The sequence below is a fragment of the Pseudoalteromonas sp. Ld19 genome (assembly GCF_045064135.1).
Classification (GTDB): Bacteria; Pseudomonadota; Gammaproteobacteria; order Enterobacterales; family Alteromonadaceae; genus Pseudoalteromonas; species Pseudoalteromonas aliena.
In genome coordinates this window covers 305,562-323,863 of sequence record NZ_JBISHA010000021.1, presented here as the reverse complement: position 1 = coordinate 323,863, position 18,302 = coordinate 305,562, and the positions used below count along the sequence as shown (strand labels likewise).

Genomic DNA, 18,302 nt, shown 5'->3' with positions numbered 1-18,302 from the left:
GATCAGAATTGGTAATTAATGCCAATCATGCCACGCACACCGTAATATTCGACTTGCAAAGGGCGACTCTCATCGCCTAAGTAATATTTAAGTGGCTCGTTAGTTAGATTGTTTAACTCTAAATAGACTAATGCATTATCGTTAAGCTGATATGACGTAGTAAAATCAACACTGGTGTTATCGCCATAATAGCTATCAGACTGTGAGTTGCTGCCATGCTCTTCGATATATTCGCCTTTATAGTTAAGCGCAATACGCGCGGCAAAAAATGAATCATCGTAGTACAAGGTAAAGTTATATAAGTTATCGGCTTGGCGTGAAATCGCGACCTTGTCGGCTCTGCCTGGGATGCTCATTTGTGAATCCATAAATGTAGCATTGACCATAACGCCCACACTTTCCAAAGCAGGATTAATAAAGGCTAAGTCACGATTAAAAGCCATTTCAACTCCAGCAAGCCATGCACTATCCCCATTTTCTGGGCGAATAATATTGACGCTACTTTTGTTGCCAAACTTACCCATTGAACTACTTTGAAAAATAGGGTCGCTAATATCTTTGTAGAACACCCCTGCAGAGATTAAACCGACTCTTTCAAAAAAGTACTCAGCCATAAAGTCGAGATTATTTGAATAAGTAGGATCAAGTTCTGGATTACCAGTAACAAGTTCGTTTTCAGCTTCTAAATAAGTTGCGCCAGGGGTAAGGGAGCCAAAATCAGGACGAGAAAATGAGCGAGTTAACGCTAAGCGATAGTTTGTTTGCTCATCAAAATGATAGGTAAGGTGCAATGCTGGTAACACAGAGAGATAATCGTTACTTGCGCTGCTAGGGATGACTCTATCCTCGTCAGCTAAATACAGGTAACCGTCAACTTTCGTATCGGTTTGTGTTAACCGTAATCCACCTAACATTTCCCACTGGCTATTAAAGGTATAAGTTGCCATTGCGTATAACGATGCGTGCTGTTCACTCACATCAAAATTACGACCAAGTGCACCGCCATTTTCGATTAAAGCAGACTCACTCTTATCGAGTACAAATTTTTCTTTATTTTTATTCCAAAATTGTGCCAAAGCATCAGTTGCGGCAACCTGCGAAAATTGACTTTGATAGTCAACATTTAGCTCATTTAAGTAGTCATTTCTGCCTGGTTGGTCTGACAAACTAAAGTCACTTAACGTAGGTGCTACGCCATACTGAGCTTCATCCCATGCGTAAAACTCATCACTAAAACGCGCTACGCGTTCTTTATCACGATATTTAGCACCTACTTTTAATATTAAATCGCTGTCTAGTTGCCATTCAAAATCTGTGCTGGCGACAATTTTATCTTTTTCGTTAACGAATACTTTATAAAGCTCTACCCAAGAGAGCTTTGCTTTACTGGGATCGAATGAAAACCCATTGGGTAAGTGATTACTGATTGCATTCCAAGGATCGCTGCCGTTATCAACCGTGTTATAGGCATAATTTTTACCCGTTCCACGGTCTTCTAGCCCTTGATAGCCGACATCTTTTTGATCAAATCGCACGACAAAATAGCTGTTGTCATCGGTATTAGGTGTATCACCATAACGAAACTCGTTTTCGTAACTAGAGAGTTTCCATGAGAGGGTTTTGTCGTAACCGAAGTAGTGCTCACCGGCAACCTCGAAACCGGTCATTTCAGTAATTAATTCATTTCGAATATGTTGTACTTCTGCGCGGTTTTTATCAAAACGCATGCGGTGTTTATAATGCGTTTCATCATCTATTAGTGTGCCATACATAGCTGTAGCACTTAAAGTTCCTTGCTCTAACTGATATTCAATAGCACCATTGAGGCCATAGGTTTCGCGTGTACCCGTGTAATCACGTAGCTCTAATCGATAAATACCTAAGCCGTCATTACCACGACGAGGTTCATAGTTATCAGTAGCCCAATCTCGTTGCCAAGCGGTCGCATTAATTAAGAACCCTAACTTGTCATCAAGGAGTCTGTCTCCGTAAAGCACATTAGCGGAGTAATTTGTACCATCAGCTAATTCATTTTGGCCAATAGCAAGATTGGTATTAAATACAAAATCATCGGGTGCTTTTTTGGTTACAAAGTTTACGTTGCCGCCAATCGCATCGCCTTCAATATCAGGTGTAAGTGCTTTAGATACCTCAACAAATTCAATCAGTTCGCTGGGGAAAAAGTCAAATGCAGTGGCGCGGCTGGTGGTTTCTTCCTCGGCGGTAGGTAAACGATCGCCATTTATACTTGCGGAGCTCCACTGTGCTGGTAAACCGCGAACGGCAACAAAGCGACCTTCGCCTTGATCTCGCTCAATTGATACACCAGGGATACGTTGCACAGCTTCGGCAGCATTTCGGTCGGGGAGTTTACCAATCCCATCTGCAGAGATTATATTTTTAATGCTTTTAGCATTTTTTTGGTTATTTGCAGCGGCCATTTCACCACGTTGAATGTGTCCTACGGCAATAATTTCTTCAATAGCATTGTCGTTTGTTACTGCGAAGAGGGTGATTGGTTTTAGTTTTTTTACCTCATCTTCTGCGATATTTATATCAATTAAATAAGGTTGATACCCTAAGTAAGATACTTTTAATTGATAACTACCCGCATCAAGCTTAGGTAGTTCAAATTGGCCTTGATAGTTGGTAACCGTACTTTTATCAGTGCCTACAATGCTAATTAACGCACCTGATAAATGTGTTTTGTTATCTTTTACTGTACCTACAAATGTTGCGTTTTGAGCTATGGCATTACAAGTGATGAATAACGGGCTGGTACACAGTAATACTGCCGTTGCTATTGCGTGTCGTTTTATCATTAAATGAACCTCATGTTTTCTGGTCTAGTCCAGATTGGTGAGGTTAATAATAGAACGCTATTTTTACAAAGATGTGACGAAAAAAATTTAAATCAAAAAAAATGAAAAAAAAATATTTTAAGGCTATTAAGTAAGATGAAAATTGGCGGGAAAGTGGCAAAACAGTTGATGTTTTACCACCGAGGATAAATAATCTGAATGTTAGATAATAAATTTATCTAACGTTAGGCTTAGATTGAATAATTAAACCCAATCGTACTAGGGCGTGTTGATCTTTGTGGATTGAAATTTGTTCAATCTAGGGGCGATTAAATCGCGGCGCGAGGTTTGTAACCTAGTGGGCTAAGTAAAAACCGAGCAACAAAGAGTTAATCGTCCCTAGAAAGAACCCAAAGGGCAGCGCATGTTTGGCATTTGTGCTGCGTTATCGCCTATTTATGGGGAATAACCACACTACATAGGCGCTGCCTTGCCTAAATACCAAACAGTCTGCTGCAAAATTAATCACGAAAGGTCAACACGCCCTAGGTTTAATTATATTTTAGCAATGACTAATTTTTTTGCATGCGGCTCATTTCTGCATGACAGCTTTGCATTGTTAGCAAGGTTTTAGCTAGTGCCGCTTCACAATCAGCAGGTTGTGGTTTATCCATTGCTGATTTAATTTCTGCGAGTGTTTTGTCTTCAACCTCCTCAAGCTCTTTTACATATGTGCTGTCGTTGTTTGAGCTAAATGTAGTGAGTAACGCGGTATAAGCACGGCGTGCCTCAATAGCAAATGAAGAACCATCCTCACGCTCACCTTTTTCGTTAATAGCATAAGGTTGCAGGCGTTCAACGCTTACTTTTCGTGCGTCAATCATACGCTGAAAAAGTGCACCAATTGCTGGGTCTTCAATTTTTTCTTGAGCCTTTGCATAAAAGTCGATGCCACTGTTCATTACTTGGATGATGTCTGTAATATGATTTACTTCTGTTCCTTGATGGGTGTTCATAATGACCTCTTTAATTAAATGAATGTAAACTTCTATTTAACTGAAGCAAAGGCCGTTCCATAAAGTTTGTTTTTTAACTTAATGATTTTAAATGTTTATTTTTATTTTTTAGTAAAAAGGCTAATTGTTTTTTAAATTAGCCTAGCAATTTTTACAAGGGATCGTGTAATAAAGTTATTTTAGCTCTTCTGCCACCTCGGCTACTTTTTGACGTAGCCAAATATGGCTAGCATCTCTGTGTAAAAGTGGGCTCCAGATCATGTCAAGCTCAAAGGGCGGAATAGGAAAAGGAGGTTCTAAAATTTTAAGACCAGCATCGTCTAGGTAAATATTTGCGGCTTTAGATGGTAGAGTCGCAATCAGGTTTTTCTCTTTTGCTAAATGAATTGCTACATGGTAATTACGTGTAAACGTAGCAATATTACGGTGCTTACCAAAGTGTGCGAGTGCTTCGTCAACCCAACCTAATTTTTGTACGTCTTTTGGATCCATACCCACACCGACGCCAAAACCAGTTTTACTCACCCATATATGACGTGCTTTTAAATAGCTATCAAGACTGAAGTTTTCAATTATTGGATTATCGGCTTTTACTAAGCAGCAAAAGCTATCTTTCCAAATACGTTTGTGATGAAACGATTGCGGTAGATTTTCAAAGCGGTTGATTGCCATATCTACTTTACCATTTTCAACGTCATGAAAGGTAACATCACTTGGCGTGAGTATGTCTAAGGTTGTATCAGGCGCTTCTTCGTGCAATTTACTTAGCAGCTTAGGGGCAAGGGTGCTGGCAGCGTAATCGCTGGCCATTATTCTAAATACACGCTTACTCTGGCTTGCTTCAAACTCTCTATTAGGGGCGAGAGTCTCTTCAAGCGTCATTAAGATGCCGCGTATCACAGGTTGCAGCTCTAATGCGCGCTCTGTAGGGACCATACCATCGCTGGTACGCACTAAAATCGGATCGTTGAATAGGTTACGCAATCGTTTCAGGCCGTTACTCATCGCCGGTTGTGTGATACTTAATTGGTTTGCAGCGCGTGTTACGTTACATTCTCGCAGTAGTGTGTCGAGGTAAACGAGTAAATTTAAATCTATTTTACTTATATTCATGTATCTGTCCTTGCGTTTACCAGTGGTGGATAAAACGCTGTGCTGTCGGATATGGATAAATGTGGCTCACTTGCCCATCCTTTACATTCTGCTGTGCTTGCTTCCAAAAACTAACATCAAGCAATTCAGGGTGCGTGCTTATCAAAAACTGTTTGTAAGTCGGGTTAGGTGTAACAAAGGTACATAACTGCTCAGGAAAAACATCTTGGGGTGCGACCGAGTAGCTCTGTTCGTCGGTTAAATAGTCGTCGTAACTTTTTGGTTTCGGTAGTTCTCTAAAGTTCATGTCTGTTAAATATTGTACTTCGTCGTAATCATAGAAAATAATGCGCTTGTGTTTACTTACCCCAAAGTTTTTTAAGAGCATATCACCTGGAAATATATTAACGGCAATCATTTCTTTGAGTGCTTGGCCGTATTCTTCAATGGCATCTGCTGCGCTTTCGTCATCTGCATTTTCTAAAAACAGGTTCAGAGGTGTCATACGCCGTTCAATGTAAAGGTGTTTTATTATCAACCAGTCTCCTTCAATAACCATAGATGAGCCAATTGTTTTATGTAACTGCTCAAGCAAGTTACTATCAAAACGCGACAAAGGAAATACAACATTGGAATACTCTATGGTATCGGCCATACGGCCTACACGGTCATGGCTTTTTACTAGTTGGTAGCGTTTTAAAACAGTGTCGCGGCCAAATGGCTTACTTTCACCAAATTTATCTTTTATTACTTTAAATACGTAACCAAATGAGGGCAGTGTAAATACCATCATCACCATACCTGGGGTGCCAGGTGCTATGGTAAACTCGTCATTCGAGTGCGTTAAGTGATTTAAAAACTCACGATAAAACTCTGTTTTACCTTGTTTATGAAAACCAATAGCATTGTAAAGCTCAGCAATAGTTTTATTGGGCATTAATTGATTTAAAAACCGAACTAGCGCCGAAGGGGCATGCGTTTCTACCATAAAATAAGCACGCGCAAAGCCAAAAATAACACGCATTTGTGATGATTTAGTGAGTAGGGCGTCTAAATATAGACCTTTATCTTCATGGTGAAGGACTGCAATAATAAATGGCTGCACACCGCTTTGAGAAACTACTCGGCCAACGATATACGCGGCTTTGTTACGATAAAATGCAGTATGGAGTATATCAAAACGCATTTGCCATGGCTGATGATGTGTGTCGGGCGCTTGTTTATAAAATGCCTTAACAAGCAGGCGAATATCACGCTCTAAATCGACAAACGGGGCTTTAAAATCAAAATGGTTAATAATGCGCTTAATTGTTGGTTTTAAGCCATCAACTACCGGGAAATAACTCCGGTACTCAGACTCTACCGGTACCGATGGCGCATCTTTTAATGTCGCCTGTACAAATATAAAGTCGTTGTGAAAGTAGCGCCTGTGATACAAACGACAAAATACTGAATTATAAAATGTTTCAGCAAGCTCGGCTTGAGGGTGAAAGCATAAAAAGTGTTGATATACTTTTTTTACTTCAAGCCAAAAAACTTCGTCGAGGGTATCTGTAGGATGGGCTTTTTTTAAAGACTGGGTGGTTTCGTTAACACGATCATCATAATAACTAATCCGCAGGCGGCTAATATCATTAATTGCTTGCCAGTTTTTATTAGCGAAAGCGAGCGGGGCTTTAGCAGTGATTTTTTGAAATAGTTTATAGTGCTTTTTAAAGCCGGTTAAAATTAATTCAGCAATATTACGTGGCTGCATAAGCACTCCTTAATACATGTTAGAGTTTATACTCTATTGTGTTAAGGGTATGTTATTTTGGATTTAAAACCAAGCTAAATTACGCCTTACGCCTTTATGCGAGTTCTATTTTGTTTGCTGGTATAGGGTTATTTCTTTTTCGAGCTTTTTAATTTTTTTAGAAATAACAGAGGCTTCTTTTTTATGTGTTTTATTTATTAACTTGATCTGTTTAGTAATATCTTTAGCAATACGCTTTTTGTCATCATCACTTAGAATATGACTGAGCCGTTGCTGTTGTTTATATTCGTCGCGCTGTTTTTCACGGTCGAGTATAGCTAATTTATGGTTATTACTTCGAAGCTGAGCTTGTAACATGCTTAGTATTCTTTCACGCTCAATATCGTTTAACTGTTTGCTGTAATCTGTTTTAGGAGCTGTTTGGAGTACGTTGGTGGTATTTACTTTGTACGTAGTTGCTTGATCATCACAAGGGAATTGAGAAAATATAGTCCCTTTTGCTGTGACACATTTGTAGTAGGTTGTGGCGTTACTGCATAGACTAATTGAGAAGCAAAATACATATAAAAAGTAACGAGAATGTTTACACATAACTGCCCTCCTTGGATTTGTTTTACTTTGCTAATAGTGCGCGTGAAAGTAAAACTATAACCTAGCACGGCGGTTTAGCAAGCTAGGTTATGCGCGGCAATTACTGCGTAAATGTTTTTAACTTTTTAATGCTTTGAACTAAAAATGGAATATCTAACCCTTGCTCTATAGAAAATCCCTCAGCGGCAGAGATATTTTTAAAGTTTCCATCTGAATCAATAAGTGTAATTCTATCTTTCTTATAAGCTATCACCACGCCTTGGGAGTAATTTACGCCCATGTCATCTTTTTTCTTGTATAAATTAACACCCAGCATAGTTTGTTTTGCAATAGCTTTGCAATTTAGATACTGACCCACACTTGTTGCCATTAAATCGCTTGGCTGAATTAGTCCATCTACTTTTGAAATTCGCTTATCAGAGCTATATAAAACAGAAGTCGTCACAACTTCTTGGCTATCACTTGCTAAGCTGAAGGCGAAAAACTGGCTAGTTTCATCATGAGAGATCAGCGTGTCAGACCCTTTAATAACTCTAATAACGCTATTAGTGTGGGCTTGATCGTTAATAAAGCTTAGCTCGTCTATTCCTTTTATTTCTATACTACGACGCTGACTTTGCCAAGCAGGTAGCGTTTTATCTTTTAAAATTGCCATTTTATAAAAAGCGGGCAAACCATATACTAAGCTAAATAGCATATCGTCATGATCTGTTGGCTGCAAAAATTGCTTTGTTTTATACACTGTTTTATTTGCAATAAAATCTGCAAGTTGTTTATCTGTTTCAAAAACAAATATATCAATATTCTTTTGTGCATAATCGTCACACTTTGCCAAAGGTGTCGGTATTTGGTAATTAATATTTTGGTTATTAATTTTAACGTTATGCGCTTGGTTGTAGCTCTCTAGATCAAGCAAATCGTTTTTAGCCAATAAGCTTTTAGCTGTCGTAGGATACGAAAGTGGTAGGACGTTATCTTGCTTAGTAATATCAAATTTTAAATTTGCATCGGCCCAAATATGAATACTATGGCTAAGTGCAAAACACATAATTAAAAATGAGATTGCATATCGAGCAAATTTCAATTGTTTTAGTTGTTCTAAACGTTGCCACGTAAAGTTACTGACAATTAATTGAAATCCTAAGATGAGCAGAACAACAGCGCTTGCAAGTATTGTTGTTAACGCCGGAGAGCTAGTTAAGCGGTGCCATAAAAGCGATAAAATTTCTGGTAAGGCCGATGTGCTTAAGTGATACCCTAAATTAAAATATACATAAGCATCAAGCGTCAGTAACGAAGCCGCACACGTAGCAATGACAGCAGCCATGCCGCGAATATGTCTGGGGTAGGGGAAAACTAAACTAAGCGGGAATACCGTCAGCACAAACGCTATAAAGGCAATAAAACTAGTGTGGCTTAACCATGTCACTAGCATATAAGTGATGCCCATAAAGCTTGTTGGCGGCGAGTCTGCAAATAAATAGCTTAAACTAATTAAGAGCGCTAAACCGATATTGGCAAAGGTAAACCAATGCCCCCAGCTTAACAACTGACTCGCTTTTGATGAAAACTGATTGTGCTGCGATAAATTCATAGAGTCTATTTAACCGACTGTGAAAGAGCTTTTGCAAAGTTCTCAGTGACGGCTTGTCTTTTCCCTGTTGGTACATGCTCTTTTAGGATATGCGTGATAGAATTTCCTAAACACATTAGACTTAAATCAACCGGCGCATTGTGCTTAGTTAGCACATCAATAAGCTGATCGACGATTTGTTCTACTTCTTCGTTAGAGTATTTTGATAAGATTGGCATCAGTTGGTTCAATAAAATAGTTATATTCCCGTATTTTAACACTAGAGGCGTGAAAAACAAAGATGACAACAGACGTTAAAAAATTAGTCGTTCATTATGTAGACAAAAAAGACGATGATACGCAAATTCACCTTCGAAATGATGAAATGATCATTAATGACAAAGTGGCCGTGTTTATTGAGCAATTGCATCATGCATACAACGGCAAGCCTGGTAAAGGCTACTGTGCGTTTAGTGGCGATAAAAACAGTGTTGTTGCGTCAGCAATGCAAAGTTACCGCAATGACGAGCTTGGCTTTTGGCACATGACAGAGCAAGCCTCAACAGTTTTAAAAGAAGAACTTGATAAGTATGCATTTAGCGAAACAGGCTATTTAGTATTTTGTCATTATCAGTATGTCGCTACCGATTACATGTTAATTGCGATGATTAACATTAAAGAGCACTACTCAATGACTTCAGAGCTCGATTTAGCGGCTTCTCGTCATTTAGATATATCTCGTATGCAACTTGCAGCGCGTATCGATTTAACAGCGTGGGATACACAGGCAGAAGATAATCGTTATATTTCGTTTATTAAAGGGCGTGCGGGTCGTAAAGTTGCTGACTTTTTCTTAGACTTTTTAGGCTGTGAAGAGGGGATTGATTCAAAACAGCAAAGCCAAGTAATGCTTAGCGCAGTCGAAGATTATTTATCTGAGCAACAATTTGATAAATCAGAAAAAGACGACTTACGTAAACAAGTATTTGATTACTGTAACGACTGCGTAACTACTGGTGAAGATGCCAGCGTAAGTGAGCTTTCTGCAACGCTTACAAAAGGCGATGACAGCCCGTTTGATAGCTTTTGCAAAGAACAAAGTTACGACTTGGAAGAAACTTTCCCTGTGGATAAAAAAACCGTAACTAGTATGGTTAAATTTTCAGGGCTTGGTGGAGGAGTAAGTGTAAGTTTTGAGCGTAAACACTTAGGTGAGCGCGTAACGTACAACGAAGCAACCGATACACTAGTTATTAAAGGTATTCCGCCAAATTTAAAAGATCAGCTTCAACGTTTTATGGAAAGTGAAAGCGAATAATTTTTTGATTTAACAGAAAGTTGATTTAAGAATGCGATATTTATATCGCGTTTTTTATACGCTGTACTTCTTATGGTTTATCATTTTATGCTGGTTGGTATTATTAGTGATTACGGGCGTTGCCCGTCACGCCAACAAGCTGCGCGTCTACAAGTGTGTGTTTATAAGTTGGGATTATGCAGGGTGTTAAATTGTGGCTGTAGGCGTAAAGCTTGCTTGCGCGAAAAGCATTGCTTTTATGTGTTTAATGTTTTGGTAAGTGAAACTTTTAGGTATTTAAACAAAAAAGCCCCGCTATTTATTAAATAGCGGGGCTTTTTAATGAGTACTAATTACTAATCAACACTCATTGTTTTAGTCATTGCAGCGCTTGCACGACCAGCAGGTTTGATGGAACCTGCACGTAACCCACTATCAGGCACTAGTTCACGTTTGTCATGAGCCATAGCAACAGATACATGCTTTACTTCGCTATCAGTCACTGGAGTTGGCTGTGCCATTGGCGCACTTGCTGACCCTTGAGTAACAATTGTTTTAACATGCGCTGCTGATTTCTCAGCTTTAGTAGGCTGCTCAGTTACTACAGGCGTTTCAACTTTAGCTGGCTGCTCAGTTACTAAAGGCACTTCAACTTTCGTTGGCTGCTCAGTTACTACAGGAGCTTCAACTTTCACTGGCTCTTCAGTGGCTACTGGCGTTTCAACTTTAGCTGGCTGTTCAGTTACTACAGGTGCTTCAACTTTAGCTGGCTGTTCAGTTGCTACTGGTGTTTCAACTTTAGCTGGCTGTTCAGTTACTACTGGCGTTTCAACTTTAGCTGGCTCTTCAGTCACTACTGGCGTTTCAACTTTAGCTGGCTCTTCAGTTGCTACTGGTGTTTCAACTTTAGCTGGCTGTTCAGTTTCTACTGGTGTTTCAGCTTTAGCTGGCTGCTCAGTTGCTACTGGTGTTTCAACTTTAGCTTGCTCTTCAGTTGCTACTGGTGTTTCCACTTTAGCTAAGTCTTCTACAGCAACGGCTTGTTCAACTTTTTCAGAAGCATCAACCGCTGTTTCTTGCGCTTTTGCTCTAAGTTCAGCTTCATATTCGGCTGCAGCTTGATCTGCTACTGGCACAAATGCAGGCGCTTCGTCTGATTTATTTTCAGAGTTTTCACCTTCAGGACGACGGCGGCGCTGACCTGATGCACGAAGGTGACGAGGAGAGCGGCGCGAACGCGTACGTGTTGGCTCTTGTTCTTCGTCAGTAGATACAGTGTCATCGTTAGATTCAATATCTACTATTTCTTCTTTAATGTGCGCCGCTTTTTCAGCTGGTGCCTGTTGTTGCTTTTCTACAGCAGGTGCTTGCGGTTGAACTTGTGTTTTTTCTTCTTTCTCTAGTACTTGCTCAGGAGCTTGAACAGTTGACTGCACTTGCTCAGCATTTTCGTCTTCTAAGCGTACTTTCTTACGTAAATTACGACGTTGACGACGAACTTTAGGTTTTTGTTCCTTAGTTTCTTGCGCTGGCGCTGACTTAGATTCTGCTTCAACTTTCTCCGTAATTTTTGCTGGAGCATCAGTTTTTACTTGGTCTTTATTTTCAGTTTTGCGTTCTGGTCGTTTGCGTGAATTAGGGTTGCGACGACGCTTATTGCGATTTTCGCTTTTTTCCTGATTCTCGTTAGTTACAGCTACAGAGTCTGTTTTAACGTCTTCTTCATTCGTTGCACGTTCTGCACGAGGCTTTGAACGCGGGTTATTATTACGACGACGTTGGTTGTTATTACGACGACGATTATCATTACCACGGTTCTTATTGTTACGCGCTTCTTCTTGCTGTAACTTTTCAGCGGCTTCTTTCTTCTCTTCTTCGCTTTCGCTAGCAAAGAGTGATTTAAACCATTTCGCGATAGTGTCTAATAACCCACCTTGAGCTTTTGAACTAGCGGCAGCTGGAGTCGCTATTGCGGCCGGTGCTGCTTGAGGCGCTGGTGTAGAAGGCATAACAACGCCTTTTAACATTGGTTCTTCACGCACAGCTGCAACGGGTGTTCTCGACATTTCAAACGTTTCAGCTTCTGGAGCAACAACCTGTCCATAGCTAACAGTTTCAATCGTTTCGTCTTTGCGTAAACGCATTACTTCGTAGTGTGGTGTTTCCATATGTTGATTAGGAATAATCACTACGTCACAGTTATGTTGCTTTTCGATGCGGTGAACGCTACGGCGTTGCTCATTTAATAAATAAGCGGCAACAGCAACAGGCACTTGTGCATTTACTTGTGTGGTATTGTCTTTAATCGCTTCTTCTTCAATTAAACGAAGGATAGATAGTGCGATTGACTCGTTAGAACGAATCGTTCCTTGACCACTACAACGAGGGCATGGTCCTTGACTCGCTTCACCCAATGAAGGGCGTAAGCGTTGACGCGACATTTCAAGTAAACCAAAGCGAGATATTTTACCAATTTGAACGCGAGCACGATCTGGGCGAACAGCATCTTTTAAACGATTTTCTACTTCACGCTGATGGCGTGGTGGCGTCATATCAATAAAGTCGATAACAATTAAACCACCTAAATCACGCAGACGTAATTGGCGCGCAATTTCGTCAGCAGCTTCTAAGTTAGTGTTAAGAGCTGTTTCTTCGATATCGCCGCCTTTTGTTGCTTTAGACGAGTTAATATCGATAGACGTTAGCGCTTCGGTAGGGTCAATTACAATTGAACCACCTGATGGTAAGCGTACTTCACGTTGAAACGCAGATTCTATTTGGCTTTCAATCTGGTAATGGGTGAATAATGGTGTGTCACCTTGATAAAGCTTAACGCGGCTCATGAAATCAGGGCGGAAACGTTCAATGTGCGCTTGCGCTTCTTCAAAAACACGTGGTTTATCAATTAAAATCTCACCAATGTCACGGCGTAGATAATCGCGAATTGCACGGAATATAACGTTACTTTCTTGATGGATCAAAAACGGCGCTTTAGCACTTTCAGCAGCAAGTCTAATTGCTTCCCAGTGGACTAATAGTGCTTTCAAATCGTAATTTAGTTCTTCAAATGATTTACCAACACCAGCGGTACGAACAATTAAGCCCATTCCTTTAGGGAGTTCTAAACGATTAAGCGCTTCTTTAAGCTCAGTACGTTCATCCCCTTCAATACGACGTGAAATACCGCCAGCACGAGGGTTGTTTGGCATAAGTACTAAATAGCTACCGGCAACACTGATAAAGGTTGTTAACGCAGCGCCTTTTTGGCCACGCTCTTCTTTATCTACTTGTACTATTACTTCTTGACCTTCTTTGATCACGTCACGAATATTCGGGCGACCATGGAAAGTGTAACCTGCAGGAAAATAAGTACGGGCAATTTCTTTTAGAGGAAGGAAACCATGACGATCAGCACCGTAATCAACAAATGCGGCTTCAAGAGATGGTTCAATGCGAGTAATTTTACCTTTGTAAATATTCGCTTTTTTCTGTTCGTGACCTGGGCTCTCTATATCTAAATCATATAGGCGCTGGCCGTCAACCAGTGCTACACGCATTTCTTCTTGCTGCGTTGCATTGATTAGCATACGTTTCATATTATTACTCTACTAGTTTATGTCGCTGACATGACGATGTTTTCTCGCCTGTTCAGTTGTTCCGGTTTTTAGAATATGCAGCCTCACGACTGGGTCTTTAACGGAACGGCTCTGTATTTTCGTATGCAGTATTTTAATGGTGGCAAACAATAGTGCGTAGTCACGCTATTAAATTCTTAATGGTGTAAAAATGTCGGCTTTTCAGCTGCTTTACATTTTACCCAGAAGTCGGCCTGTCATATTAATCTTACTAAATATCATTCATATTAGGCGTGTTGGGCTCATTAAATAGTTTAACAATACACATTTGATGTAGTGTTAATCGTTATTTTATAAGCAAAGTCACTGCCAATGTTAATGAACGCTTATTTATTAGATTTTTTTAGTTCTAAATAAGCTGCTATACGGCACTACAATAATTGAGCAAATGCTGAACGACGTGTTATTACGTCGTCACTATCAGACAAATTATCTGTTCATTGCTTTTTCTATCACGTTAAAAGTCGCTTCATGTTCAAACTTAACCAGCAATATATTACGCGCATTGCTGTTAATTGATCGCACGTGTTTACTAGGTATGTATAAAAGCTTTGGAAAACTTAACTCGGATCTGTATGATCGGCTACCCAGAATGTGCATCACGAATGTTTTAATGTGTTAAAAAGCACCGTTGTTATTTGCAAATACTAAATATTTGCGCTGCTGATTATCCCACTATTATTACAGTGTTAGCAACTAAATTATTTTACTTAAATTAGTGATTAGGCAATGTCAGAAAAAAACGACTTACAAGTAACTTATGTCACAATCAATGAGGACCATTTAGGTCAACGAATTGATAACTTTCTTATTACCCATTTAAAAGGGGTGCCTAAAAGCGCTATTTATAAACTATTGCGTAAAGGCGAGGTGCGAGTTAATAAAAAACGCATTAAGCCTGTGTATAAGCTGCAACTGGGTGATGTACTGCGTATTGCGCCGATTAGAGTGGCTGAACGCGAAGAATTTGTACCTTCAAAACTCGATAAAGTAACGCGCTTAGAAAACGATATATTATTTGAGGATAAATACCTTATTGTCATTAATAAACCATCCGGAATGGCCGTCCATGGCGGCAGTGGTTTAAGTTATGGCTTAATAGAAGCTTTGCGCGCACTTCGCCCAGAGGAGCGTAGCCTTGAGCTAGTTCATAGGCTTGACCGTGATACATCGGGTTGTTTACTGATAGCTAAGCGTCGTTCAGTGTTAACTGCATTGCATGAGCAACTTCGTGAAAAAACTATGGAAAAAAACTATTGGGCGCTTGTAGAAGGGCAGTGGGACTCTAAAACGAAGAATGTAACCGAAGGGCTGCGTAAAAATACACTTAAATCGGGTGAGCGCGTAGTACGTGTAGATAACACTGAAGGTAAGCCTTCACATACTCGCTTTAAAGTACTTGAACGTTTTAACGATTGCTCATTGGTACAAGCATCACCGGTTACAGGGCGCACGCACCAAATTCGTGTGCATACGCAATGTAAAGGTCACCCAATAGCGTGCGATGATAAGTATGGCGACCAGGGGTTTGATGAATCTATGCGTAAAGTCGGTTTAAATCGATTGTTTTTACACGCCCATGATTTAAGTTTTTATCACCCTAAAAATGAAACAACCATGCGTATTGAGGCACCACTAGACAAAACGCTTAAAAATACATTACTCAAATTACGAGATGCAAAACTGTGATTGCGATAACTCCCGTTAAAAAATATAAGCTTGTTATTTTTGATTGGGACGGCACTATTATGGATTCGGTCGCTAAAATAGTGAAGTGTATCCGCAGTAGTGCCGAATTGCTTAGCATCACACCACCAGGTGATGACGCAATCAAAAACATTATTGGCCTGTCGCTTGATAAAGCAATAGATGTTTTATTTCCAGCGCATACAGCACAACATGAAGCGTTAATTACAGGGGATAAACACCAATACAGTGTGGATATCACTCCTACTCCTGTATTTGACGATGTTGCTAGGGCGTGTTGACCTTTGTGGATTGAAATTTGTTCAATCTAGGGGCGATTTAATCGCGGCGCGAGGTTTGTAATCGAGTGGGCTCGGTAACTGCTCCTGCGTTACTCTAATGGCTTACATTCCTGTAAGAATAAGTAAAAATCGAGCAACAAAGAGTTAATCGTCCCTAGAAAGAATCCAAAGGGCAGCGCATGTTTGGCATTTATGCTGTGTTATCGCCTATTTATGGGGAATAACCACACGACATAGGCTCTGCCTTGCCTAAATAACCTGAATCTCGTTTAAGAAATTGAACTAAATGCCTGTTCCGAGATCCGATCTTTCGACCAAGAACGATTGGATAAACAAGGAACAGGCATGATTAAATTAGTTGAATTGTTTTTGCGATGTCGATGATTTTTGCAAAGTATTTATACCCCAATGGAAAAAACAATTACTCGAAGATGGCACCCAAAAACGTCAGCGAGCAGGGCGTATGACGACCAGTGAAATTATGACTATTGTTATTAGTTTTCACATGTCACATCATCGTGATTTCAAAAACTACTACCTTGGTTATGTATCACTTATGTACAAAAGTGAATTTCCTAACTTACTCAGTTACACACGATTTCTAGCCGTTATGCCGAGAGTAATTGTGCCAATGTGTGCTTATTTCACTTCACTTAAAGGTAAACCCACAGGCGTTGAATTCATTGACTCTACATCTATTAAGGTCTGCCATAACATTCGTATTCCAAGACACAAGACCTTTGATGGAATAGCCCAGCGAGGTAAAGGAACGATGGGATGGTTTTACGGCTTCAAGCTGCATTTAGTCGTTAATCATCATGGTGAAATTGTTGCTGCGAAAGTGACAACAGGAAATGTACATGATACTCAACCAGTCCGCGAATTAGCGAGCTGCCTGACGGATAAATTATACGGTGACAAAGGATATTTAAGTAAGGCTTTAGAAGCGGATTTGCTCGATAAAGGGGTAAAGCTCATTACGACGGTTCGCAAAAATATGAAGGCAAAAGCGATGTCATTATGGGATAGAGCGATGCTTTCAAAGCGTTTTATAATCGAAACAATTAATGACCAACTCAAGAATATATCCTTCATTGAACATTCGAGACATCGGAGTATGAACGCTTTATGTTGAATTTAGTGGCTGGATTGGTAGCTTATTGCTTCAAAGAAAATAAGCCACACCTTAATTTAACTGACGTAGAGCTTAATGCATTAGTTATCGCTTAAGCAGATCTCAGGTTAAATACCAAACAGTCTGCTGCAAAATTAATCACGAAAGGTCAACACGCCCTAGTGTATTAAGTGCTTTAAAAGAGCAGGGCATTGTTTTAGCGGTTGCAACACCAAAGCAAGTTACGCTATTTTTTAGTGCAACGCGAACAAGCGATGAAGCACAGTCAAAGCCCTCTCCAGATATGCTGCATCAGTTGCTTGAAGAGCTTGGCTTAAGCGCTCAAGATGCTGTAATGATTGGTGGCACTCAAATAGACATGACAATGGCAAAAGCTGCTGGCATGGATAGAATTGGTGTAACGATGGGCGTACACAGCGCTCAGTAGCTAAATGAGCTTGACCCTATTGCAACCGTAGATAACTATCTGCAGCTGCAACAGGTATTACTTGGCTAATTTATTTAACTAACCTGAGCTCTGGATAATAAATCTATCTCAAGCTGCTATTTTCAGCGCTAACTACGTTGAATTTATTTGTAATAGGCCCGCTATTGACGCGTAAGCTCGCCTTGTTTTCACTGAAAATTTCTGGCTAGAGAAAAATAAATTTAAATATCACTATGATTCAATATATTAGTAAATATCTTAACCAGAGTTCAGGTTAACTAGAACTTGTTTTGAGCGGTTAGTACATCAACACCAAACTCAGCCAGTAATTGGCTGAGTTTAATTAATGGTAAACCGATTAGGCTGTTAGGATCGTCTCCGCTTAACCTTTCAAACAAACAGATCCCCAACCCTTCACTTTTAAAGCTGCCAGCACAGTTATATGGCTGCTCTGCATCACAATAAGCACTAATTTGTGCGTCATTGAGTGTTTTAAATGTAACATCAAAAGGTTCAACACAGGTTTTTTTGGCGCCAGTTACAATATCGTAAACACAAAGCCCTGTTAAAAATGTTATAGTATGACCGCTAAATAAATTTAGTTGTTTTATGGCATTTTGCTTATTGTGTGGTTTACCTAAAATTTGATTATTAAACACTGCGACTTGGTCTGACCCAATAGCTAAGCCTTTGTTAAAGTATTTATTAGCAGCAGATGCTTTTAATTCACTTAAACGTTTAACTAGTTCTGTGGGAGTTTCGCCTTTGTGCGCTGACTCGTCAACGTCTGGTGAAAATGTTTCAAATGGTAAATTAAATTTTTGTAATAAAGACTGCCTAAAAGGCGAGCTTGACGCTAATATAAGTGGGTGCATCACGGATTGTTTTCCTGCGATAAATAAGATTGAGTTAGGATAAATCAGATCCGTGAGTAAAACACGTTAAAAACCAAGTAAAAATGGTTTTTTACTTTGACTAACAAACTAACTAT

The 18,302-nt window shown here is 39.8% G+C and carries 11 protein-coding genes and 3 pseudogenes; 5 read left to right on the top strand and 9 right to left on the bottom strand.

Annotation, left to right across the window (positions count from 1 at the left end):
• Nucleotides 1–2: 2 nt before the first annotated feature.
• The 7 genes from ACJJVZ_RS13330 to ACJJVZ_RS13300 form a co-directional block, all read right to left on the bottom strand.
• Nucleotides 3–2,822 carry a TonB-dependent receptor gene (locus tag ACJJVZ_RS13330; protein ID WP_405601139.1) on the bottom strand — a complete coding sequence of 940 codons (2,820 nt, stop codon included), beginning with the start codon at nucleotides 2,820–2,822 and terminating at the stop codon, nucleotides 3–5.
• Nucleotides 2,823–3,373: 551 nt separating this feature from the next.
• Nucleotides 3,374–3,817, bottom strand: a complete 444-nt coding sequence (locus ACJJVZ_RS13325) for a PA2169 family four-helix-bundle protein (RefSeq protein ID WP_182701353.1) — start codon at nucleotides 3,815–3,817, stop codon at nucleotides 3,374–3,376.
• A gap of 174 nt (nucleotides 3,818–3,991) precedes the next feature.
• Complete coding sequence (locus ACJJVZ_RS13320) at nucleotides 3,992–4,930, bottom strand: LysR family transcriptional regulator (protein WP_138586400.1); 939 nt, start codon at nucleotides 4,928–4,930, stop codon at nucleotides 3,992–3,994.
• 16 nt (nucleotides 4,931–4,946) lie between these two features.
• Nucleotides 4,947–6,665 (bottom strand): bifunctional isocitrate dehydrogenase kinase/phosphatase, encoded by a 1,719-nt coding sequence (aceK, locus tag ACJJVZ_RS13315; RefSeq protein ID WP_077538274.1) that lies wholly within the window; start codon nucleotides 6,663–6,665, stop codon nucleotides 4,947–4,949.
• Between the two features lie 105 nt (nucleotides 6,666–6,770).
• Nucleotides 6,771–7,256 (bottom strand): DUF4124 domain-containing protein, encoded by a 486-nt coding sequence (locus ACJJVZ_RS13310; RefSeq protein WP_405601136.1) that lies wholly within the window; start codon nucleotides 7,254–7,256, stop codon nucleotides 6,771–6,773.
• Nucleotides 7,257–7,356: 100 nt separating this feature from the next.
• On the bottom strand, nucleotides 7,357–8,850 hold the full coding sequence (locus ACJJVZ_RS13305; protein ID WP_405601134.1) for a DUF3413 domain-containing protein: 1,494 nt from the start codon (nucleotides 8,848–8,850) through the stop codon (nucleotides 7,357–7,359).
• A gap of 5 nt (nucleotides 8,851–8,855) precedes the next feature.
• Nucleotides 8,856–9,068 (bottom strand): DUF1414 domain-containing protein, encoded by a 213-nt coding sequence (locus ACJJVZ_RS13300; RefSeq protein WP_007375276.1) that lies wholly within the window; start codon nucleotides 9,066–9,068, stop codon nucleotides 8,856–8,858.
• 62 nt (nucleotides 9,069–9,130) lie between these two features.
• Here ACJJVZ_RS13300 and yejK point away from each other — a divergent pair, with 62 nt between their 5' ends.
• On the top strand, nucleotides 9,131–10,147 hold the full coding sequence (yejK, locus tag ACJJVZ_RS13295; RefSeq protein WP_405601130.1) for a nucleoid-associated protein YejK: 1,017 nt from the start codon (nucleotides 9,131–9,133) through the stop codon (nucleotides 10,145–10,147).
• 335 nt (nucleotides 10,148–10,482) lie between these two features.
• Here the strand turns inward: yejK and rne are convergent, their stop codons facing one another.
• The gene (gene rne, locus ACJJVZ_RS13290; RefSeq protein ID WP_405601128.1) at nucleotides 10,483–13,722 is read right to left on the bottom strand and encodes a ribonuclease E; all 3,240 of its coding nucleotides are present in this window, start codon (nucleotides 13,720–13,722) and stop codon (nucleotides 10,483–10,485) included.
• Nucleotides 13,723–14,490: 768 nt separating this feature from the next.
• Between rne and rluC the strand changes: the two genes are divergently transcribed.
• From rluC to ACJJVZ_RS13270, 4 genes and pseudogenes are all read left to right on the top strand, one after another.
• Entirely contained in the window at nucleotides 14,491–15,450 is a 960-nt protein-coding gene (gene rluC / locus ACJJVZ_RS13285) for a 23S rRNA pseudouridine(955/2504/2580) synthase RluC (RefSeq protein ID WP_405601127.1), read from the top strand.
• Nucleotides 15,447–15,734 (top strand): annotated as a pseudogene (locus ACJJVZ_RS13280) (HAD hydrolase-like protein); the annotation flags it as partial. The gene rluC and the pseudogene ACJJVZ_RS13280, both read left to right, overlap by 4 nt.
• 373 nt (nucleotides 15,735–16,107) lie before the next feature.
• Nucleotides 16,108–16,979: pseudogene (locus ACJJVZ_RS13275) on the top strand (IS982 family transposase).
• A gap of 38 nt (nucleotides 16,980–17,017) precedes the next feature.
• Nucleotides 17,018–17,380, top strand: a pseudogene (locus ACJJVZ_RS13270) (HAD family hydrolase).
• Between the two features lie 209 nt (nucleotides 17,381–17,589).
• Here the strand turns inward: ACJJVZ_RS13270 and ACJJVZ_RS13265 are convergent.
• The gene (locus tag ACJJVZ_RS13265; protein WP_405601125.1) at nucleotides 17,590–18,189 is read right to left on the bottom strand and encodes a Maf family protein; all 600 of its coding nucleotides are present in this window, start codon (nucleotides 18,187–18,189) and stop codon (nucleotides 17,590–17,592) included.
• Between the last annotated feature and the right edge of the window lie 113 nt (nucleotides 18,190–18,302).